The following is a 20,991-nucleotide window of genomic DNA, read 5'->3' as shown; positions in this document are numbered from 1 at the left end:
AGCAAGACTAATTATAGTTTGGTCATTAAAAATTAAAATGATGTCTAAGTTTATTCCAATGATTACAGAATACAACAAATTTAGCGATCGGCTATTTAGTGGAAGATAATTTTCTGAATTATTATTTAAATTAATAATATCAATTTTTTTTATTTTCATTTTGGTTAAATTGTTTGAAATGTCAACTTTTAAGCTATTTAATTTTCTAAGCCATTCTGCTGTCTCAAAAGACTTTTTTAGATCTACAAAAGTCGAATTCATATTTTTCTGTTTTACTTTTTCGTCTTTTTTTTGCTTGTCCTGTTTTTTAAATTCTGGTTTTGGCTCCCCTACTCTATTGCTTTGCTTTTTAGAATGGTTATTATCACGAGAAATAATATTTTCGTTTTTTAATTCATCCCCTTTTTCCGTGTTGGCTAAATATTTTGTGATTACATAATGAAATTTGTTGTTATCTTCATGATGTTCTCTTAATAACTTATAGAGGTAACATTCATAATAGCTTGCTAAAGTAGACTTGCTGACTAAGTTCACAGTATCTCTCCCTAAATTTTTGGATTTAATACAGTGTAACAATTTTACACTTTAAATTTTTGTTTTCTAGAAATTTAAAAAATTACATACTAGAAATAATATAATTTTGTTATTCAAACTATAGAAAGAAAAGCATATGAAGGAAAGAACAAGAGTAGATATTAGATTAGATTCAAGAAGAGATAAAGATATCATAGACTTTCTAAATAAACAAAGAAGCTTAAATATAACTCAAGTTATAAAACTAGTTATTAGATATTTTATAAAGGATTATGGGAATAAAGATCTTCTTTTATCGACTATGTTTGCAGAAGAAATAACAAAAACTAATAAATTATATAGTGAAAAAAGAGAGAAAATAATTTCCAAAAGTCATACTAAAAAAGAAAACACGCATGCAAAAGAAATTTGGGATGAAAACAACACTGAAGAATACTAATGAGTAAGATAATATAGATTACGAAAATTTATTAACATTGATAGTTTATCCCAGTACTAAATAAGTATAATTGTAAACATCTGTGTAAGTATAAATGTAAGTATAATTATACGTGTAAGTGAGATAATTTTTTACAGATTATTAGCGTATCCTGCATCATTTGAAAATATAAAGGAACGTTTATTTTTTAAATTTGTAGCCACTTATATTCATAAAGTTATTCATACGTATAAATATAAATAAAAACTGGAAACAATTTAAGTATGAGTGCTAAAATGTTCTTAAGATTTTAAAGTTATATTATAACTTTAATCACTGTTAATTTTATTTAGAAGCAAATGAAAGGATAAGAAGAATGAAATTTATTACATTTTCAGCTATCAAAGGTGGTGTAGGAAAAACAACACTAGCGTTCAACTATGCAGAATGGCTTGCTCAAGAAAATAATAGTAATGTTTTACTAATCGATTTAGATCATCAATGCAATCTTTCTCAGATATATGATCATTATGAAACTGACGGAACAGTTGGTGGTATCTTTTTGGAAAATAGTACCGCAGTAATTAGAAAGGTTAAAGATAATATTAGCTTAATCACAGGAGATATGCATTTAGATCAGATTGAAACATCAATTGAAAATAAGACCAATAAAAACATGCTTTTGTATATGTGGCTGGCCGATAATTATGATGCTCTGCATTTAGATAAATTTGATTACGTGATTTTTGACACTCGTCCGGATTTTGATACTGCAATTAAAAATGCAATTATTGTAAGTGATATTATTTTAAGTCCGATCACCCCTAGTGAACACGGGTATAATGCAAAGTTCAATTTGGAAGAACGGATAAAGGAATTAAAGAAGGAGGCTATCGATTTTAGTACTAGAAAATCATATGTAACAGCTAATCTATTTTATATTGCTAATATGGTAAGGCACAATACAAAGTCATCTCATGAATTATTGAATGTCATTGAAAAGGAAAAAGATGTACTCGCGGTTATACCCCAAAAAGAATTATTTAATCGATCTACTTTAGATAAAATTTCAATTACATCGATGAGTAAGGACCATAAGACCTATATTAGAAATAGAAAATTTTTTGATGAGATAAATTCAACCTTTACGAAACTAACAGATAAAATAAGTCACACATAATTTGCTTTGTTATAAAATATCAAATATACTTACATTTATAAGTATAAAGATACTTATAAATATTATAATATGATTTAGCTATAATTAAGCTAAAGATCTTTGTTTGGTAATAAAAATTATAATTTATAAATATAAATTTATTTATAAGTACAAGTATAAATAACCTTATATTTATAAATATCTTTATAGTAGTACATATAAGGGGGAAAATTATGGGCTTCGATCCAAAAAATAAGCAAATACAAGAAACTTTAAAAGAGGGCAGTAAAAAAGCTGAACAACTAAAAAAAGATAAGAATAGTCAATTTTCAGTTATTCCACCGATTAACTCAGTAAAGATAGAAAATACAAAAAATTATACTTTCAGTCTTAAGCCAAGTGTAAGAAAAAAACTAAAAGAAGTTGCAAGTATGAGGAATTATAGATCTGATTCTAAATTTCTTTCTGATCTCATTGAGAACTTATAATTAAAAGTAAGCAATCAGTATATACAAACACTTTGCCACTATGAAATGTCCCATAAAAGTTAGACAATAATCTGACTATTAGGAGCACTTTTTTATGAGTAGATATTCGACTGCTTTGAAAATTGAAGTTGTTTGTAACTATCTAGCACGCCAAAATTCTTTGGCGGGGTTAAACGAAAAAAGGGAAGGCTGTTAAATCAGTCTTCCCTTTTGCTATACGGCTTCAAATTCACAAACAATTATTTGCTGCAGTTTTAAGCCGTACAGCTCTAAGTTTCGTAGTAACTTCGCTAAATGTACACTATGTTAAGCGAAGTTGCTTTGGTATATATGGAATTATTTTTTGATTGGGTATTTAATTTGCTTAATTTGTAATTAATTTGCGTATTTGGGTTGCTTATTTTTTGTTATTTCTGAAGAATATCATCCACTCATAAACACATGTAATAACTGTTATTAGATAATCATACCAATGAAAAGCTTTTGCAAAGCCCACTAGAGAGAGGAGAAACACGGCAATCAACGCTAAAGTAAAAAAGATAGGTATAGCAAGCGTCATATTATATCTGGCAAGCCAAGTATCGATTGGCAGAAGCTCTAGAGCCAAGATAATGATTATTATTAAAGTAGTATTCATGTTGTAGTCACACCTTTAGATTATTTATAGATAAATAAATACGATTGTTCGTGCCGTCCAGTAAGCGACTGTGCTGTTAAAGTGAAGATAATGAATTAGTGCATATCGTATACCATCTTCAGCTTTACCTTCATAATCAGTTAGAAAGTTTACAAAAGCTTTTAGTGATTTAGCTTTTAAACTGTTACCAGTGATTTTAGCAACATATTTGGCAATTTCTTTAATTGTTTCTAACTTTAAACCACGCGTCAGGTTATTGTTTTGTTCAGTAATTTTGTCTTGTAAGAGAGTATTCTGTTGCTCCTCATTAAGTCCAGCACCATTAACAATTTGATCAAACTCATCTTGTTGATCTTTAGTTAATGAACCGTACAATGCCTCATATGAACTGTCGTTTTGATTTTCATTGGAATTACTTACGGAGTTATCCGTAGCAGCAAATGTATTTACTACAGTTGTTGCCATAGTCGTTCCTATAAAACTTGCTGCCGCAAGAGAAATTCCCAATTTTTTAATGGTACTTTTCATAATAGTACGCCTTTCATAAAATTTTAGATCAATGTCGACATTGATATTAAAACTATAATTCAGTATAAAAATTTGTCAACAAATAATATTAAAAAATATTTATGTATATATAAACATATAGTTCATTAAATATCCAGTTAATTTGTGCTTGATAATATGAACTTATCAAATTTTTCAAAGATTAATAACTAGAAGATAAAATAAAAAATGACTCTTACGAGTCATTTGAAATATTGATTACTTATTTAAAAAAGACAGTGGAAATTAATATTATAGTGGGTGCAAATATTGCCAAAATAACTTTAAATACGTTACTTTTAAACGTTAAGTTCCCTATTGTTAGTGAATAATTATAAGCCAGTTAGAAGTGAACTTAATATGTCTCAAGGTCTTATGCCCAATTACTTAAAAATTTTTTGCCACCAGTGTTCATTTTTTCGAACTGGCTCTTTTAGGCCATTAGCAATATTTTTTCTTTATGTTTTAAAGAGCCCAGGCAGTTACCCAACTAAGACGTGAGCTTAAAGTCAGCGTACCTTTTATTCTTGATACCATTAATGCCAATTCCAATCTGCTGCACTTATCCCGCAGTAATTACTACTATAATTTTAGAGAAGAAGGACCAAGAGCGGGATAATCGAGAAATAATGGCTGAAATCAAAGCTATTTATGAAGAACACAAGCACCGCTATGGCTATCGCCGCATTACTGCAGAGCTTAATGAATAAGCTGAAATTATTTGACATAGTCAGTAAACGCTAGCACAAATACAGCAGCTATCGCAGCACCCAGGGTCCGATTAAGCCTGACCTGATTAAACGCAGCTTCAGTGCGGTTTATTCCAATCACAAAAGGTATTCAGATATAACTTAGTTTAAGTTTAAGGGTCAAAAGACCTATTTATCACCGATCATTGACGGCTGCACCCAAGAGATTGTTTCTTATACCATTTCCCGCAGTCCTAATCTTAACAGACTATGGATATGTTAAAAAGGCCTGGCAAAAATATCCAGCCTTGAATGGCTTGATATTCCATACTGATCAAGGCTGGCAATACCAAAATGGACAGTTTCAAGCGTGGCTGAAAAGCCATGGCATTGACCAATCAATGACACGCAAGAGCAATTCCCTTAATGAAGGGTTAATGGAAGGCTCCTTCGGCATGCTCAAACGAGAAATGTTTTATGGTTTTTAAAAGCAGTTTAACAGATTTTAGATTATTTAACTAATAGAAATTTGCGATAAGATTAAAGCCCACAGCTGCATCAGCATAATCTGTGTTCTTATCCCACGCTATGCCTACTCCCATTTTTGTATAATTGGGATTAAGCAATAAATCACGGTGTTGCCAGTTAGAAGCAGCATCATAATAAATAAAACAATCTAAAATTTCTTTTGCAGTTATTTCAGGTGAACCATAAGCACTCGCTGTGCCACCAGCTAAAACTTCACCAAACTTTGTTTTTTCACCGTTAGGTCGAACATGGCTATAGTTTCGAAGAGTTTCCTTAGCACGCAATTTGGCGTATGAGTGTAAAGCCTCATTGTAAATAAAAGGCCTCATTCCCTTATTATTTCGTAAAGCATTTAATTGGCTAAGAAAGCTGTCTTCAATAGCCTTTGTGTAACTATCATTTTTAATTTCAGTGATAGTTTTTTTAGGGCTACTAGACAATATAGATCTATTTTCTTGGTCTGCATCATCCTTATCTTTTTTACTTGAGTTTTCAACATCAGTTTTTAATAGCCAATTATCTTTATTTACTGCTAGCCATTCATTACCGTTTGAGTCCCTTTGTTTTTCATATATTTTCTGTTTACCAATAAAATCATTTCCAAACGCACTGTCTTTTTGCGGTATAACGTGCGCACTAACATAATTTTCGAGGTTAATAGTAAACAGATACTTTTTTATTTTTCTAACATTGGACTTTTTTATGTACTTATTTTTACCGATTCTAATAAACTTTTTTCCTTTTATTTTTTTCCTATTATAGACTTTTATTAATTTGCCCTTTTTTAAAGTAAAGTCAATTTTTCTTTTTCCTTTGTTATTGTAAATAAAGGCATTATGAGTAATCTTTGCTTTCTGATAGCTAGAAGCTTGGACAACATTATGAAAACTGTTTGTTTCCACATCAACACAACTAAATAATGCCAGGGATAAAGCAATACTACTGTTTAATTTAATCACTTTCCTTTTGAAATTCATTTTTCCTCCTTGTGATAGTTAAGAATATTGTTTACATGACTATCATAATAAAAGTAAAATTTTTATTCAGAAGTTTTCATGTAATGAATTTTATAAAAATATGAATGAATTTCTGTAAATTTAAAAAGTAAAGCATAAATTTAAATTCCCTCCTATTATGTTTCTATACAGACTAGTAAGTTTTTTCTGTATATTGAATAAAAGTGAAGGGAATTGTTGATGAAATTAAGCAAAGTAATTAGTGAGAATAACGTAAAACCTCACAAAAAAATAAAACTTTCTTCGGCTATTGGTTTAGCTTTATCTGTTTTTTTAGGATCAAGTGAACAAGCTTTTGCAGCTGGACATCATTATATGAGGCTTGATGCAAAAAAGCCACCATCTTCTGTACAGATAGTTAAAGATTCTTTTGGTACAAGATATTTTGCTGATGTTAATGGACCAGGAGGATTTGATGACCGACATGAAGCAATGCATTCAAGCAAAGGGTTTCGTTTTTATTGCATTAACCCGGGAAAATATACACCTTATGGAACATCAAAGAAAATAGCTACCCAAGCTTCTGTTGGTGTAAAAAAAGTTTTACGAGCAGGGTTTGGTGTAAATAGTGCAGAAGAAATGGGATTTAAGGGATATAGTTCTGAAGCTGAATATGCGACACAATTAGCTGTTTGGGTGGCTTGTGGTGCAACAACCCATATTACCTGGCACAACGATGCCCATGGTAAAAAAGTCCATGAAATTTATAACTGGATTCAGAAGCATAAGAACGATAAAAAATACAATACATCAGGTAAAACAACCTTAAAGATTAAAGCAACTAATGTTAATAAAGAAAAAGGTACAGCAACACTGACACCAATTGTCAGCGAAAATGGTTCTCCCATATCTGTGGATGTTACATTAGAAGCTGCAAATTTAACGACAGCTGATTTGAAACCGATTCCCAAATCAATTAAGTCTAATAAACCAATCAATGTTAAACTAAAAGAAAATGGTGAAAATTCGGATGATATACCTAAAGCTTCAATTACTGCAACTACACCACGTTTCGTTTTAATAACGCCAGTATATAAGTCATCTTCTGCTAATACCCAGAACACCGTAGGAATTGTAGGATGTAAATCGGGGAATGCACAAGACACATGGTCTTTTAGTAAAATTTTTGAACCTAATACACCGCCAACGCCGCCAGAAGTTAAAAAAATCAAAGCACAATTTGATCTGGTAAAAAAAGACGATGAAGGGAATCCTGTCAATGAGGCTAAATTTGATGTGTATACAGCAGATGAAGGTTGGTCGATGGATCGATTAATTGGCACTATTACCACTGATAAAAATGGGGTTGCTCGTTCGGGTATCATAGATCCAGGACATTATATCGCTATAGAAAAATCAACGGGAAAGAATCTAGATGTAGATGCGACTCCAGTAGAAATTGATCTAACTGAGGAAAACTTAACTAATAATGCCAAAATTACTAAGGAAGTGATAGATGGCGAAGAAATAATCGTCTATCACTTGACCGTGCAGGGTCCGATTAACAATCACAAAAAGCCGCTTTTGACCTCGCTTTTGACCAATTTAGAAGACAATACGAAATATAGTCAGCCGATTCATGGGCCTCAGATCTTAAACGAGCATTTGTATTTTAGTCACTTAGTCGGCACTGTTAGCTATAACGTGCATGCATGGCTGGTAGACAAAGCGACTGGTCAACCGCTGGTAATTAATGGGCAGAAAATTGAAGCTCATAAGACGATCGGTTCTCCTAATAATGACAGTAACGACGGTGGAATAGAAGCTGTAACTGACCTTCAATTAAGAATACCCAACGCCTCCTGCTTAGCTGGGAAAGACCTAGTAGCTTTTTCAGAAATAGCACGCAGTGATAAGCCCGAACATTGGACAGCTGTCCATGAAGACTTAAATGACAAAAACGAGACAGTGCATTTTTCTAATCCAAATATCCATACCAATGCTGTTAACAAGGAGACTTTAGGTAAGCAGCTACAGCCAACAGACGGCGAAACTATTACTGATGTAGTCAGTTATCGGGAACTAATTCCAGGTAAGCAGTATACCCTGAAAGGTATAATTATGGATAAGGATAGTGGAAATGCAGTGATGAATGATGGTAAAATGGTAAAATTCATACACAAATTCACTCCAGCGGCCTCTAATGGTCGAACTAGTGTCAAGGTTAGATTTGATGCGCATCATTATCGGAACCACAGGCTTGTAGTCTATGAAAGTCTGTATTACAACGACTATCTGCTTACAGACCACCGCGATTTAAATGATATTGGTCAGTCACTGGATACGACCAATCCACAGCTACATACGACACTAAGCGATAATACACAGAAAGTTCTAGCACCGAAGAAAGAAAACACAGTGGAAGATATTGTTCGTTACACAGACTTAATTCCAGGCGTGACATACAGCGTGCGCGGAAAACTGATAGATCAAGTAACAGGTATGCCTGTGGTTAAGCAGGGAGTACCAGTCATGGCAACAGCCACGTTCAAGCCCAACCTTGCTAACGGGACAATAACGCTGACCTTTGTATTTGACGGGACGCAATACAAGGGACACAATATTACAGCTTTTGAGAGTATATATACCAATGGTAGAATTGTCGCGGCTCATGAAGATTTGAGCGACGCAGCACAGACTGTTGCAGTAGATCATACAAGTGGCACAGTGATCCCATTGCCACAGCCTCGCCCGGATACCAGTCACAATAGTGCTCAAGTTATTGTTAACAACAATAACAACAATAATAACAATAACAATATTACGAATGAAAATAGTAATAACATCATAGATGACACGGGTAATACTGCCTGCAGGCAAACTGATAGCATTGCAGACATAGAAAGCAAATGTTTTGACACAAATAAAGTTTCAAGTTGTAGTGAAGGAACGGTGGGGAAAAATTGTCAAAAGAGCTCAATTGGAGAAGATCTATCCAAACAAAGTGAGACCGACGAACTAAATCGTGATAAACGGGTACCAATAGAGGAGAGCAAATCCCAAATGGATATCCATACCATATTGCCAGTAATGCGAAAGCAAGTAGCCACAAATAAAGCACAGCCGCTACAGACGCAGAAAGAAATCCTGCCACAAACAGGAATAGGAGAGGATAGGCCTCTGCAAGGGGTAGGAATAGCTATGTTTGTTACCGCTATGAGTAGCTTAGTATATGACGCAAGACGAAAACAAACTGTAGCATAAAAAGCGATAACATATAAAAAAATCTATATTATATACTATATTTTTTGAAAACCAGGTAAGTCAATAACTTGGTTTTTTTATGCTATTAGGAATCTAAATTGTAATTGAATCAATATATAAAATTTATAATTTTATGATTACAAAGATTTTTTACTTATTATGTTAAGTCTAGGCTAAAAACTTTTTGACAAGTAAACTTTGAAACTCTTTTGGATAACAATTAAGTAAGCATTTTGTACATTATTTCTGGATGCTTTTTTTATACAGTGAAAAATTAGAAAAGAAGCCATATAATTCTGGCTAGTATAAATATATTTATATTTATGCTTATATTAACATTTATAAATATAAGTAATTAAATATATAATTATCTGTAGTGGCATTCTTTTTACTTGTTTAAAATTTTTAGACCAGATTTAAATATATAATTTCCCCAAAGTTGATTTTATCGTTTTTGGAAGAAAAAAATGTATTTTGAAAAACTTTGATAATCTAAAAGAACAATTTTTGTATTTGTTAGAAGGAAAGTGGAAGCATATGAGCATAGATAATTTATCTGATGAGTTAGGTAGGGAAAGATTAGGAGACAATATTCAAGATATTCCATCTGATGGAGATGGTAAAAAAAGTGAAGAAAATAAAGTTAAAGGGAAGATAGCATATGAAAGTGGTGACAACACTATCCCAGACTTTTTAAGTAAAGCAGAAAAAATACCAAGTTATATGCAAGAAGAAGTTGCTGAACACCGTCGTCGAATGAATTCACAGAGTTCCTTAAGTGAAGAAGACTTAGTTGAAGCTGAGGGTGAATCTGTTAATACATTTAAAATTGGAACTAAAAATCTAACAATGTTGAAGATGAGAATCTACGAGAATAATGCTCCTATATATATACCTATGAACCATGCTGGGACGTATTATAGACATCTAGATGATTTAGTTGGACAACGAAAAAAAGTAGCGATTGATCAATTTGTTCAAACTAATGAAGGAGAGGCTGACTCCGAATATATTTTACTTGGATCAATTCAACAAGCTGAGTTCACTGTGGGCAATCCTCTTTATAATCAATACATTAAGGAACCTAAGCAAGTTACCTCAAAAGTCCGAGAAGGTGTTATAACACGAATTGTTGAAATTCCAGAAAAAATTATTGACTCTAATGGTGAGCGTAAAGTGGTACCACCTCGTGACATAGTTTTCTTTGATTATCACGGGATATCGTTAAGTATGCGTGGGAATGATTTTTGTTACTTGAGTAGAGTAGAACCGTTAAGTAAAAGAGCTTTTATCGGTCAAAAAATAAAATTTTCTATAACAAGAGTAATAAAATCTGACTATCGGGAATCTCAACGTGCAAAAGATGATGTGGAAACAGGTTTGTCTGTTCCACGTGGTATAAGATATATCATTAATACAACACGATTACCTTTTATTCCTGACCCAGCAGATGAAATAAGAAATAAATTAAATAGTAGGACAGTCTTTAAGGCTTATATTATTGGCGTTGATCCAGTTAAAGGAATTTTAGTAGAGGTAGCTCCAGGTTGGTCAATAAAGGGCGACTTATCGGGTAGATCTCCTTTCAAACCCACCTCTTTAGATGCAGCTAAGCACACCCCGGTAACAGTTATATTGACTGGCATAAACTTTAAGACACGAAGTGGTCGTTGTACAATAATTAAATTTCCACAAGGCGTTGCAAGAACGGATATTAGTAAGATGATGTAACAAATGAAAATGAATAAATTTTCTAAAAACAATTATTTTAAACCACCAGAAGATAGTATTCCAACCACAAATCTTAATGAAAATCCGTTTATTGATATTAATAATGGAAAGTTATTTTTACCGTCATTATTTACAAAGGAGGAAGAAGAACAATTTGAAATTCATCGAAATTTCATGCAAGAAGGCTTCGTTCGAATTCAAGATTCAGTAGCACATATTTATAGTTATGAAATTGCTGACGATTTTAATTATGTAATATGCCAATTAAATGACGAGGATTTATACTGGTTGAAATTTATTGGTCGATTTAAAAGCGTTCAAAAACTGCAAATCTATCGTCAAACTATTTTATATCCAGATATATTTACTCGTTCCAAAGTTGAAAAGTCACTAAAAAAACTATTTAGATACGGTCTAATTTGGCAATGGGACTTTAATAGAGATTTTTTGAAAAAAACAGTAAAGGTGTTTACGTTATCAGTGAACGGCTTTCGCTTTTTAGAGTACTTTTTTAGCAGCGAAAGACGTTATTTTCAACCGCAAAACTATTTTACAATAAAATCTATTTATCATATTCGTTTTTGGGAAACAGTTGACATATATCAGCTGTTATTAAGCTTACCGATATACAAAGGTTTTGAAACTTTTTTTAACTTAGGTAGGGTTGATGAAAATATGAAAAAAAATATGACATCCCCGTTGCAAATTGCAATTGAACTTGTTCCTAATCAGATTGAAAATTTGGTTTTTTTTCCAGCTTTGCAAAGCGACAGTATTGATTACTACAAAGACGTAATAATTCGTTGGAATAAGTTTACTGAAAATGGTAGTGATCTGACTAAGCCAATAAATAAACTAAGTGGAAACCAAAATATCTTGGTCTTTTATACTCCTACAGTGAAACTAGCTTCACAATTAAATGTTCAACTAAGTTTAGCAAAATTTAGATTTCCGATATTACTATTAGTAGGCTCGGTTATTCAAAAGGATGGGATTGTTAATGCATTCTATCTTTCCAGTGACGATAGTTCATCTGGGTTGAAGCAAATAATTTTACCTAATTTAATTGATACTAAAAGAAAGAAAGAAAATGATGGTTAACTTTCTAAAACTTCTCAGCACTTTGACTATGTTTGGATCAATGGTTCTATTTTTAACTGCATGTGGTGGTAGTAATGCAACTACTCCGGTTGCGCAGCAAAAAGTTAATACGAATGAAAAGCTAAAAAGCATTAGTTTAGATTTCTATATGGGTGATATAGCTCAAGCAGAAGGAGTTTTATCAATACCAGTAATTTTGACTAACTCCGGAACTGATAGAACCGTTATTAGTTCTCAAAATTTTTTTCTCAAAATTGAGAACCATACCTTTAAAAGTTTACAAGTACCAAATGAGCCAAGTGATTTTCATTATGCTCTGGGAAGTAATCAAACTTGGGGAAATACAATTTCATTTTATATAGGAACCGAATTATTAAATAAAGATTTAAAAAAAGTTTCTTTGGTCTATCGTAATGACAATGGCATTTATGTAAAAGCTAAATTTATTGATAGTGCAAATGCCCAACAAAAAACTCAAAATATAAATAATAGCCAATATCTATCTGTTGGAGACTACTATTTAAATGCTAAAAACTATATCAAACAAACTAAAGACATTGTAAAAAGTGGCGGAAATGCTAACTCTCTAATGTCACAATTTCAAGATTCAAAGTTTGACCAATTCCGATTATGGATAGTTGTATCAAGTAAATTTCCCGAATACATTATTATAAAAGCAATAAATAATACTAATTCGAATCTTATTTTTTCTTTTTCAGATATCGAACTTCGAGATAAAAATAAGAATGATTTTTTAGTTCATCCTACGTACCGTGATTACAATGCTTTAATTTCTCATGGAAAAGCAATTAATATTATTGTTCCAATGGAAAGCAAATTAAAAGCTAAGAATAAACCATATCAAATTTATTTAAGATCGTCTGAGGACAACGAATTCAATTCAACACAGAATAGTTTTAATCCTGCTGAATTTTCATATAACAATAGTAAAGACTTTTCCTCTGTATTATCAACAACGCCTGATCAATATCCCAAAAGTGGTATAAAATGGCTTTTACCAAAATTAGATAAAAACAGTTTAAAGATTCGTGTAAAACTCTATGACTATTTTTATGTAACATATACAAAATCTAGATTTGAACTGGTGGGATTAAATAATGATGGAACGGTAGGAGAAAATGTTAAGCCCTATAAAGTGACACCAACTAAAATTACTAATACTGGAAGTGATGTTGAATTTAAATTTAGTGATTTAACAGTTGTAAAAACGTATAAGAAAATAGCGCTTAGATACAATAATAAAACGCTATGTACAATCAAATAAACTTTTTACTAAGTAGAAGTAGTTACTTATATTTATATAATTGACATCCCGTATAGTATTGCTTATAATTTCTGTGAAAGTTTAAGTTAAAAATAATTAAGTTATAAGATGTGGAGCAATGCTATGGATACTTTGTATAAACGGAGAGCTATAACTTTCCTAAAGAATCTGCACAGGATAAAACTTGGGCCAAGTAGAGAACCTCTAATGCAACATGTTAAAACTTGCTCAGGATGTAGAGACTGCTTGATGTATCGACCGTTAATAAAAAAAAGGGAAATACTTTTAAATGCTACTGAAGTAGCAGCTGGTATAAGCGTTGCACAAGCAGAAGAATTAAGGGCTGTACATCCTATACATTATTTTTATCCTAATGGTGATGAAATCCGCTTATCAAATGGAGATTTGGATCCTGATGTGTATTTTTATCTGAAAAACGTTGATGGATATGACGGCAGAGGCTTTACAGATCAGCAAATTTGGGATTATTTTAATATTAATAAATCAGAAGCTCAGAAGTTTAAATCAAAGCTTTTTGACGGTATTAAAGAACCAAAAGAAGATTACATTAACGGTCAAGGACTTAAAGCAATTAATAAATATAAAGAACAACATGGTGGACATTTTGCTACAAAAATTAAGTATCATAGCAAAAGTAATAAGTGACATCAGTAAAAAAACTTGAATCACTACTTAGAAATAAGTAGTGGTTTTTTATTCAGAAAATATAGAAGATATGGATTTTTACTTTACTAATAATGAAACAAATGAGAACCCTATTGATCTTGGTCTCACAGATTTAGTCAGTTACAGTGTCAACACTCAACACTCAATAGAACATGTTAAGGTCATTTATGACCTTAAAAAAAATAATTGTCTTATTGATGCAAAGCTATCAAATAAAATTTTGCTCACCGAAGTATCGCCTAAACTGATTAATCAATTAGCCTATTTGATCAAAAGAATGTTAGATGATTGTTTAATGATCTACAAAAAAAATTTTTTAACGAAAATGATTTTTGAAACTGATTTGGATGTGCTGGGAGTTGTTTATGACACCGTTAAAGTCTCTTGTTTTATAAAAACAAATAACCTGCCAGTTTCAGTAACAAGTTGGCAGATACTGAAGAATGCTCTTGAAAAGAGTATACAAGCCGAAAGAGCAGAAATTATTGAAAGACCGGCAACATTGCTAATTTTAAATTTAAAACGTAAGAAATTGCGTAATTTTACTATTATTTATGATTTTGCAAAAGATTCGAATGTTTTTCAATTGCCTTTTTCAACAACTTTGACTGATGCTTTAAGGGGGTTAATAGAGAGGTATTGTAATTTTAAAGGCACACATGAAGTCAGTTTGTATTTGCAATTTGATCTTTTGCAGCGCAATACACTTCAAATTAAAAAAGGTAGATTATATCCATCTCGTAAAATTCGAGAATTATCAATACCAGAAACTAAGTTTATTATTTCTCAGGTTAACCAAATGATGTCGTTAGTTTCCAACGCAAAGATATCAAGTTTTGAATTATCTAGGCAAAGAGATGGAACATATGGATCAAATTTTGAAGTAATTAATGATGAGCATCTCTCAAAAAAATATTCAAATATGTTTTGTGTAGATTATTTTACCAGTTGTGAGATAGCACAAACATTTCAAAGGGTATTAGATAAATATTCTTTACCTAAGTTATACAGAGAATGGATAAATACAGTTGCTGTTAATATATCTGTTAAATCTGGTAAATGGATAGATACTTTCAAATATTATAAGTTGCAGCATCAATTTGATAAAGATGAGAATGCTGTGGACCATGCAAAACATTTGGTAAATATAGCAAACAAGGAAATAAAAAATTATGGTAAAATTTGTGACTTTGACGTGGTTACACATCACGGAATGTTAACAGAACTAGAACTGCTAGTAAGTGATATTAATAAACTGAATTATCGGCCATTTAAGCCCATGAAATTGCCCTTAAATGCTTTACTAACTATAGAGCCCAAAGTTTATTATCGATTTAGATTAAGCCCCAATGGATATTATTTACTATCAGAAAGGTATTTGGGTTGGTCTAAACTATGAAAAGACTGTTTATGTTTTTAGTTAACGGTACTAACAAACTACCAGGTTATTTTAGCCATAAATTTAATTCAAATACAGATCGAATAATTCACCACACAGTTGAAAAAAACCATTTTAGTTTAAAGCCAACTTTAGCGCTTGTTAAAACGTTAGGAAATATAGCTAGGTATGTTGACTGGATAAGTCTATTTAGTATTCTAGCTGGAGTAATTATAGTTTCTACTAGTTTAATTGGGAATAATGGTAAATGGCGAAAAAAGGGACGCGGTTTAATAATTGCTGGTTATATTTGGATAATAGGCGCTCACTTTATAATAATTAGTGTGCCAGCAATGGGAAACTTTGGAAATATGAGAATCATAAGTTTTGCCCTAATGCTTATTGGACAAATACTGTTCTATGTGGTTTCAGCTGTGTTATATGCAATAGGTTCACATCAAGCGGAACTTTATGAAATGTCTTCACAATCGTCTAATCGAAGAAATGCAACTTCAGCTTATCATTTTATGATTGTAGTAATGCTTATAGGTGCATCGTCTTATTTTGTAGCTGGAATGTTCTAAGGAAAATAAAATGATGAAAAAAACTCATAACTTGATTGATTTATTTACTGAATATGGCCTAATTTTATTTATTTTTGTTTTACTTGTAGGAATAATTATGGTGATTTTCAATATTTGATTTAACAATTTTTTTTAAAGTTTTATTCAGTTAGTACCGTGAAGTAATATAGAAATTTATATTGTAATCTATTACGATGAATTTAATTAACTTATGGAGGAGATATTGTTTAAAAATTTATTAACGAACAAATCATATGACAAGCTATTGCTAAACGTTGAGGGAACTGCGTTTGGCATAATGATTTTTTGTGTTTTAGTATTTTTTCCTATTGTCCACTTCTTTCCAAAATTTAAATTATTAATTGTTTTTATTTTTCTAATCGCGGGAATAATCGGGTTTAGTATTTTTTTACTATGGAAATTAAGAGATTTCAAAGATTTTAAAGATCATGCTTATCCGTTGATATTTGAAGCTAGAGAAAAGGAAAGAGAACAGAAAAAGGGAAAGAAAGATGAGCGAAGGGCAAATAATGAGTTTGAAAACTTATAAGTTATATAGAACTATTAAAACGTTAGTTTTTGGGATAATGTTATATGTGGGAATTACTTTAATGTTTCTTGGCTCTGGAATAGGTCAATCGTATATTGTAAGAGAGAATGCTCAACAGGCGAGTAAGAGGTTAACAATTAAGAGCGCAGATAAAAATAGAAGAGAAGTTACATCATATGATGCTTCAAAAACAAAGTCGATCAATATTACCGAATTATGGCGAGCAAAAAAATATCCTGCTAATCCAATTGGCAGGATGTCTATCCCTGTTGTAAATATTCATAATCCATTATTTCAAGGATTTGGCTCACATAATCAAAATTTGAGCTATGGTGTTGTTACTGCTGTTAATGGTAGGACATTAGGAGCTAAAAATAATTATGTTCTTGCAGGCCATTACATGGGTAATTACGGGCCAGCAATCTTAGATAATCTTCATTATATGAAAACAGATGATATAATCTATGTTACTGATATGCACAGAATCTATGCATATCAGGCAAAAGTGATATCCTTTACCGTGAACCCTAATCAAATTGAAGTTGAAAATAATCAACCTGGGAATAGTTTAATTACTTTGATTACTTGTTCTGATTTTAACATCCCAAAATATGGTTATGGAAAGCATAGAACAGTTGTACAAGGCCAACTTATTGGCTCTGTACCCGCAACTAAAAACAATATGGTAAGGTGCGAATTAACAGATCGGGATAACCAGGCTAATAAAATAAGAGCGAATCAAGCTAAAACAATTGATCCTGCTACTAAAAAGGTAGTTTTGGTAAGAAAACCTGCTAGAACGAAACTTTATCAAAATATTTCTTTTAAACATATAGCAGCTTTTTATACGGGAGCTTTTCTATTGATAATGATAGCTTTTTTAATAAAAATATGGTTACCATTAAATTAGAGTGGGTAATAGTTTTAGAAGTTTAATTTTTATAGCTTATATCAAACTAAATGATATAATTAATTTGTAAGCTATATAGGTATTGACATGCTACACAGATATAATTCTGTGTGAACTTCAAAATTGAAGTATAGATAGTTTATTTCAAAGAGCTTTTAATAAAGCATGAAAGTATAACGAATTTTGACCTAAGAGTCATGCGAAATAATAAAAATACGGATTATAAAGGGAAACATTGAACAATTTCAATGTTCCTTTTTTGTGTAGGAAAGAAGGTGATGAATATAAGATAACAACGGGAAGAATTGATTGGTGAGTTTTATTAGAAAGGGAAGAAATGTTGTCGAGTAAAAAAACAGAGTCGAAAATTACTGATTTAGAAAGCAAATATGGGCATCTCACGCCAAATGGAATGAAAGATAGTGACTATCCTAATGAAAATTGCGTTAGATTTCTTCGATTTGCTGGTGGACAATGTCCAATTTGTGGTTCGGATCATTGGTGCCAAATCAATGTGACAGGCACAAAGGTTGTTTGTCAACGGGTAAAAAACGAGACGGATGTCATTAACGGTTTTAAATATAAATATACCATCAAGAAAATTGAAGGATATGTTTATCAACTGGTAGATGACAGCAAAGCAATAAAACTTGATAAAACAATTTTTAAAAGAAATTCAGTTTTTGAATTAGCTCCTACGTTTAATTTAGATACTATGTATCGATTAGTTTTAGCAGCTTATCCTTTACAGGATAAGCATAGGCAAAATTTAATTAATCGTGGTTTAACTGATCAAGAAATTGAACTTCATGGAAGTCGTGGTTTTGGCTCCTTTTATTATGCTGATGAAGATGGAAAAAGTATATTTGTTCAAGTTAAAGGTACAAAAAATAAAGACGGTAAAAGCGTCGTTATTTCTAGATGGACAAAGGCCTTAGAAAAGCTGAATTTGCCAAAAGATTTATGGCATGGTGTACCAGGTTTTTATAATGGTCAAGCAAGAGTGAAGGACGAAATAATTAAGTTTCCTGTGTTTTCTACTGCTAATGGCAAAAATTTTGGTGTTCAAGGGATGCTTATTCCATACTATAATGAATATAATCAGTTAGTAGCATTTCAGATAAGAATTGATGAACCAAAGAAATATGGAAGAATTACTAAGCCTTTAGAACGTAACCAAGGCCACTTAGAAGTTTATATTAAGAGTGATAATTATAAAGTTAACTTATACTCGTCCTTTGAGCCCTCAGGCAAAGTGATAGCAAATGGAAAACTTAATGGTGAGAAAGAAATTACACTTCATTACGGTGAAGATGTAATGAAGGAGAAATATACTTTCAAAGTTTTAACTCAGCCAAAATATTATTGGGTTTCGTCTAGTAGTGCGTGTAATGGTGCGGATACATACGGTAAATTACCGGTTCAAGTAGCATACAATCCTCGCGTTGCGAAGCTGAACCCTGATAATCCTGACGAGAGAAAAGAACTTGAAAAATATATTAATAAGCCAAAAGCTATTTGGGTCACTGAAGGAGGATTAAAAGGCTATATTGCCGCAAATTATTTACCTAAAGTATTTTCTGAAAAAGAACTAGATATTTTTGGTCGTGATGTTCTAGCGGTAGCTGGCGTTAATTCATATCATAAATTTTTACCAATGCTTAAAAAGCTTCACGTTAATTCAGTTACTATAGCATATGACATGGATATGTTGACCAATGACCAGGTAGCTCAAAATTATGTTGACCTCTTAGACTTTTTAATTGAAAATAAGTTTGGAGTCAATTTGGCTGTATGGGGCCCAGATCTAGCAAAAGGTATTGATGACGCTTTAGTTAACGGTGTTGATATTGAAATCGTAGGTTATGAATGAATAAATATAAAAAATTATTGGAAAGATTTAATAGCAAACCAAATGATTTCACTTTTGAAGAAGCCAAAAAGTTATTATCATATTCTGATTTTAAACTGGTTATGAAGGGACATTCAAGTGGTTCACGTGTACAGTTTAGATGCGATAATGTTAAAATTGATTTACATAGACCACATCCTAAGAACTATTTAAAGAAATATCAGCTTGAGGATATTGAAGAGAGCTTAAAGAAAGCAGGTAAATTATGAGTTTATTATCGTACAAAGGTTATACAGGCTCGATTGAGTTTTCTGCTGAGGACAATATCATGTATGGTAGAGTTTTAGGCCTTAAAAACTCAATAATTTCATATGAAGGAAAATCATTTCAAGAACTTGAAAATGACTTTAAAGATGGAATTAATGATTATCTGGCTAGCTGTATTGCGGAACACGAACAACCAGAAACAAGTAGCAAAGATAGCGTAAGAAAAGATTGGAATGTATTGTTAGATCAAGAACTTGCCTAGACTACTTTGTTTATAGAAAATAAAATAATATTTAATGAGGGATTTACTTTTTAGTATTTCTCTTTTTGTTTGGAGAAAAATGGATAAGAAGAACTGTAAAGCAAAAAAAGATAAAGGAATTAAATATAAAAAAACTGTAGATTTGAACAATCTTTTGGCCATACCTTTTCCGTGTGACACAGAAAACTTCTGCTTTTACATTATAAAGACAAGGGTTTTTATTGATGAACTAAGGCATGACACTAGGCTGCAGAAAAAGAATATAGACAGTTGGAATAAGTATGATTTAGATTACGAATTTAGAATTTGTGATCCTGAAGAAGTGCTTCATAATATGCTAGATTTTAACTCCGAATATGGACTTTTAATAAGTTGCAATAAAGTAAGTGAAATGGAGCCTTCATGCTTTTTACTTACCATAACAACTACTCAATTAGACTTGTTTATTAAGAACAGTAATTTTGAAAATGACACTTCTGCAAAAGACTATTGCAAAAGGATTATGTCTATTTGCAATAATAATGCCAAAGCCTGCATAGTTGAGTGTGATGAAGCTATGCCTAACAAGAACAATAAATGTGTAATAAGAACGAATTTTTAAAGGAACTTAAAAAATGACAAAAAAAGATGTACTAATTTTGGCTTACCATTATCATTTTGAAATTTGGACGAATGAGGTAGCTAGACACATATATTCTATTAACTATCGTGAACTGTTTTTAAACGATATGGATTTGGATAACATTGATAGTTGGGATTTAATTGCTTGTGAAGACAATAGAGACCCTGAAACTCAAAAATATAATCTTGAAGGTATTTTTAACGATGAAAGCTTTACTTATAATAATTTAACTTACAAAGAGCTTTTCGAAAGATTGAATACCATTTTTAAAGATGTTTCACAAACTAAAATACAATTAGCTGATAAGTGAAGATTAGAGGAAATATGAAAAATTATTGTAAATATTGTGATCCTGATATATTTGCTGACTTATCAGGAGATGAAAATGACCCATACAGAATACAAATTTTTAAATATCAAAATGATAATAAAAATTGGTTAAATATTGTGGATAAATCAATAACTAAGTTCACAGAAGCTGCAATTGAAGCTTCTATAAATATTAATTTCTGCCCTATATGTGGTAGAAAGTTGAATTAGGTT

24 protein-coding genes are annotated in these 20,991 nt (G+C 31.5%); 20 read left to right on the top strand and 4 right to left on the bottom strand.

Translation table 11 applies throughout. The features are described 5' to 3' along the window. The coding region (locus JF73_RS09760) for a hypothetical protein (protein ID WP_046327895.1) at positions 1-534 on the bottom strand (534 nt) is incomplete at its 3' end. A 136-nt stretch (positions 535-670) separates the two neighbouring features. Here JF73_RS09760 and JF73_RS09170 point away from each other — a divergent pair. The 3 genes from JF73_RS09170 to JF73_RS09160 all read left to right on the top strand — a co-directional run bounded on the left by JF73_RS09170 (position 671) and on the right by JF73_RS09160 (position 2,599). Next, on the top strand, positions 671-973 hold the full coding sequence (locus JF73_RS09170) for a hypothetical protein (RefSeq protein ID WP_046325872.1): 303 nt from the start codon (positions 671-673) through the stop codon (positions 971-973). 355 nt (positions 974-1,328) lie between these two features. Continuing rightward, positions 1,329-2,132 (top strand): ParA family protein, encoded by an 804-nt coding sequence (locus tag JF73_RS09165; RefSeq protein WP_046325871.1) that lies wholly within the window; start codon positions 1,329-1,331, stop codon positions 2,130-2,132. A 212-nt stretch (positions 2,133-2,344) separates the two neighbouring features. Beyond that, positions 2,345-2,599: a hypothetical protein gene (locus tag JF73_RS09160; protein ID WP_046325870.1), complete on the top strand. Its 255-nt coding sequence runs from the start codon at positions 2,345-2,347 to the stop codon at positions 2,597-2,599. A 397-nt stretch (positions 2,600-2,996) separates the two neighbouring features. Here JF73_RS09160 and JF73_RS09155 read toward each other — a convergent pair whose 3' ends face one another. Further along, complete coding sequence (locus tag JF73_RS09155) at positions 2,997-3,236, bottom strand: hypothetical protein (RefSeq protein ID WP_046325869.1); 240 nt, start codon at positions 3,234-3,236, stop codon at positions 2,997-2,999. Between the two features lie 24 nt (positions 3,237-3,260). Continuing rightward, positions 3,261-3,764, bottom strand: coding sequence for a hypothetical protein (locus tag JF73_RS09150; protein ID WP_046325868.1), 504 nt, complete (start codon positions 3,762-3,764; stop codon positions 3,261-3,263). A 557-nt stretch (positions 3,765-4,321) separates the two neighbouring features. Here JF73_RS09150 and JF73_RS09575 point away from each other — a divergent pair. Continuing rightward, positions 4,322-4,492 carry an IS3 family transposase gene (locus tag JF73_RS09575; protein WP_084608724.1) on the top strand — a complete coding sequence of 57 codons (171 nt, stop codon included), beginning with the start codon at positions 4,322-4,324 and terminating at the stop codon, positions 4,490-4,492. Positions 4,493-4,698: 206 nt separating this feature from the next. After that, positions 4,699-4,959 carry a DDE-type integrase/transposase/recombinase gene (locus JF73_RS09400; protein ID WP_052724696.1) on the top strand — a complete coding sequence of 87 codons (261 nt, stop codon included), beginning with the start codon at positions 4,699-4,701 and terminating at the stop codon, positions 4,957-4,959. Positions 4,960-4,989: 30 nt separating this feature from the next. On the opposite strand, the gene JF73_RS09140 is transcribed toward JF73_RS09400, so the two are convergent. Then, positions 4,990-5,976 (bottom strand): SLAP domain-containing protein, encoded by a 987-nt coding sequence (locus JF73_RS09140; RefSeq protein ID WP_046325867.1) that lies wholly within the window; start codon positions 5,974-5,976, stop codon positions 4,990-4,992. A gap of 219 nt (positions 5,977-6,195) precedes the next feature. Between JF73_RS09140 and JF73_RS09135 the strand changes: the two genes are divergently transcribed. The 15 genes from JF73_RS09135 (at position 6,196) to JF73_RS09065 (ending at position 20,988) form a co-directional block, all read left to right on the top strand. Next, the gene (locus JF73_RS09135) at positions 6,196-9,219 is read left to right on the top strand and encodes a VaFE repeat-containing surface-anchored protein (RefSeq protein WP_046325866.1); all 3,024 of its coding nucleotides are present in this window, start codon (positions 6,196-6,198) and stop codon (positions 9,217-9,219) included. Between the two features lie 474 nt (positions 9,220-9,693). Next, positions 9,694-10,950, top strand: coding sequence for a hypothetical protein (locus JF73_RS09130; RefSeq protein WP_046325865.1), 1,257 nt, complete (start codon positions 9,694-9,696; stop codon positions 10,948-10,950). Positions 10,951-10,953: 3 nt separating this feature from the next. After that, positions 10,954-12,051: a hypothetical protein gene (locus tag JF73_RS09125; RefSeq protein WP_052724695.1), complete on the top strand. Its 1,098-nt coding sequence runs from the start codon at positions 10,954-10,956 to the stop codon at positions 12,049-12,051. Further along, entirely contained in the window at positions 12,041-13,336 is a 1,296-nt protein-coding gene (locus tag JF73_RS09120; RefSeq protein ID WP_046325864.1) for a hypothetical protein, read from the top strand. Before JF73_RS09125 ends, JF73_RS09120 begins: the two co-directional genes overlap by 11 nt. Before the next feature lie 207 nt (positions 13,337-13,543). Next, positions 13,544-14,002 (top strand): hypothetical protein, encoded by a 459-nt coding sequence (locus JF73_RS09115; protein WP_143435154.1) that lies wholly within the window; start codon positions 13,544-13,546, stop codon positions 14,000-14,002. Positions 14,003-14,042: 40 nt separating this feature from the next. Then, complete coding sequence (locus tag JF73_RS09110) at positions 14,043-15,422, top strand: hypothetical protein (protein ID WP_046325862.1); 1,380 nt, start codon at positions 14,043-14,045, stop codon at positions 15,420-15,422. A gap of 11 nt (positions 15,423-15,433) precedes the next feature. After that, positions 15,434-15,985: a hypothetical protein gene (locus JF73_RS09105; protein WP_046325861.1), complete on the top strand. Its 552-nt coding sequence runs from the start codon at positions 15,434-15,436 to the stop codon at positions 15,983-15,985. A 223-nt stretch (positions 15,986-16,208) separates the two neighbouring features. Continuing rightward, positions 16,209-16,535: a hypothetical protein gene (locus JF73_RS09100; RefSeq protein WP_046325860.1), complete on the top strand. Its 327-nt coding sequence runs from the start codon at positions 16,209-16,211 to the stop codon at positions 16,533-16,535. Beyond that, a complete protein-coding gene (locus JF73_RS09095) occupies positions 16,498-17,445 on the top strand; it encodes a class A sortase (RefSeq protein WP_257011528.1) in 948 nt (315 codons plus the stop codon). Before JF73_RS09100 ends, JF73_RS09095 begins: the two co-directional genes overlap by 38 nt. A gap of 337 nt (positions 17,446-17,782) precedes the next feature. Next, the gene (locus JF73_RS09090) at positions 17,783-19,318 is read left to right on the top strand and encodes a DUF3854 domain-containing protein (protein WP_046325858.1); all 1,536 of its coding nucleotides are present in this window, start codon (positions 17,783-17,785) and stop codon (positions 19,316-19,318) included. Beyond that, positions 19,315-19,566 carry a type II toxin-antitoxin system HicA family toxin gene (locus JF73_RS09085; protein WP_046325857.1) on the top strand — a complete coding sequence of 84 codons (252 nt, stop codon included), beginning with the start codon at positions 19,315-19,317 and terminating at the stop codon, positions 19,564-19,566. The genes JF73_RS09090 and JF73_RS09085 overlap by 4 nt, the downstream gene beginning before the upstream one ends. Further along, positions 19,563-19,826, top strand: a complete 264-nt coding sequence (locus tag JF73_RS09080; protein ID WP_046325856.1) for a hypothetical protein — start codon at positions 19,563-19,565, stop codon at positions 19,824-19,826. The genes JF73_RS09085 and JF73_RS09080 overlap by 4 nt, the downstream gene beginning before the upstream one ends. Before the next feature lie 79 nt (positions 19,827-19,905). Continuing rightward, entirely contained in the window at positions 19,906-20,427 is a 522-nt protein-coding gene (locus tag JF73_RS09075; protein WP_046325855.1) for a hypothetical protein, read from the top strand. 13 nt (positions 20,428-20,440) lie between these two features. Further along, positions 20,441-20,758, top strand: a complete 318-nt coding sequence (locus tag JF73_RS09070) for a hypothetical protein (protein ID WP_046325854.1) — start codon at positions 20,441-20,443, stop codon at positions 20,756-20,758. A gap of 14 nt (positions 20,759-20,772) precedes the next feature. Next, a complete protein-coding gene (locus tag JF73_RS09065; RefSeq protein WP_046325853.1) occupies positions 20,773-20,988 on the top strand; it encodes a hypothetical protein in 216 nt (71 codons plus the stop codon). Positions 20,989-20,991 lie beyond the last annotated feature (3 nt).

Source organism: Lactobacillus helsingborgensis (assembly GCF_000970855.1).
Taxonomy (GTDB): Bacteria; Bacillota; Bacilli; order Lactobacillales; family Lactobacillaceae; genus Lactobacillus; species Lactobacillus helsingborgensis.
The sequence above is the reverse complement of the archived record's forward strand: the minus strand, read 5'-3'. Positions and strand labels throughout refer to the sequence as shown.

Excerpts from the sequence above, each read along its gene's own strand:
- JF73_RS09140 (WP_046325867.1), bottom strand. The coding sequence starts at position 5,976 with ATGAATTTCAAAAGGAAAGTGATTAAATTAAACAGTAGTATTGCTTTA.
- JF73_RS09065 (WP_046325853.1), top strand. The coding sequence starts at position 20,773 with ATGAAAAATTATTGTAAATATTGTGATCCTGATATATTTGCTGACTTA.
- JF73_RS09080 (WP_046325856.1), top strand. The coding sequence starts at position 19,563 with ATGAGTTTATTATCGTACAAAGGTTATACAGGCTCGATTGAGTTTTCT.
- JF73_RS09120 (WP_046325864.1), top strand. The coding sequence starts at position 12,041 with ATGATGGTTAACTTTCTAAAACTTCTCAGCACTTTGACTATGTTTGGA.
- JF73_RS09115 (WP_143435154.1), top strand. The coding sequence starts at position 13,544 with ATGCAACATGTTAAAACTTGCTCAGGATGTAGAGACTGCTTGATGTAT.
- JF73_RS09105 (WP_046325861.1), top strand. The coding sequence starts at position 15,434 with ATGTTTTTAGTTAACGGTACTAACAAACTACCAGGTTATTTTAGCCAT.
- JF73_RS09160 (WP_046325870.1), top strand. The coding sequence starts at position 2,345 with ATGGGCTTCGATCCAAAAAATAAGCAAATACAAGAAACTTTAAAAGAG.
- JF73_RS09070 (WP_046325854.1), top strand. The coding sequence starts at position 20,441 with ATGACAAAAAAAGATGTACTAATTTTGGCTTACCATTATCATTTTGAA.
- JF73_RS09085 (WP_046325857.1), top strand. The coding sequence starts at position 19,315 with ATGAATAAATATAAAAAATTATTGGAAAGATTTAATAGCAAACCAAAT.
- JF73_RS09090 (WP_046325858.1), top strand. The coding sequence starts at position 17,783 with ATGTTGTCGAGTAAAAAAACAGAGTCGAAAATTACTGATTTAGAAAGC.
- JF73_RS09150 (WP_046325868.1), bottom strand. The coding sequence starts at position 3,764 with ATGAAAAGTACCATTAAAAAATTGGGAATTTCTCTTGCGGCAGCAAGT.
- JF73_RS09575 (WP_084608724.1), top strand. The coding sequence starts at position 4,322 with ATGCCAATTCCAATCTGCTGCACTTATCCCGCAGTAATTACTACTATA.
- JF73_RS09165 (WP_046325871.1), top strand. The coding sequence starts at position 1,329 with ATGAAATTTATTACATTTTCAGCTATCAAAGGTGGTGTAGGAAAAACA.
- JF73_RS09125 (WP_052724695.1), top strand. The coding sequence starts at position 10,954 with ATGAAAATGAATAAATTTTCTAAAAACAATTATTTTAAACCACCAGAA.
- JF73_RS09135 (WP_046325866.1), top strand. The coding sequence starts at position 6,196 with ATGAAATTAAGCAAAGTAATTAGTGAGAATAACGTAAAACCTCACAAA.
- JF73_RS09095 (WP_257011528.1), top strand. The coding sequence starts at position 16,498 with ATGAGCGAAGGGCAAATAATGAGTTTGAAAACTTATAAGTTATATAGA.
- JF73_RS09170 (WP_046325872.1), top strand. The coding sequence starts at position 671 with ATGAAGGAAAGAACAAGAGTAGATATTAGATTAGATTCAAGAAGAGAT.
- JF73_RS09155 (WP_046325869.1), bottom strand. The coding sequence starts at position 3,236 with ATGAATACTACTTTAATAATAATCATTATCTTGGCTCTAGAGCTTCTG.
- JF73_RS09075 (WP_046325855.1), top strand. The coding sequence starts at position 19,906 with ATGGATAAGAAGAACTGTAAAGCAAAAAAAGATAAAGGAATTAAATAT.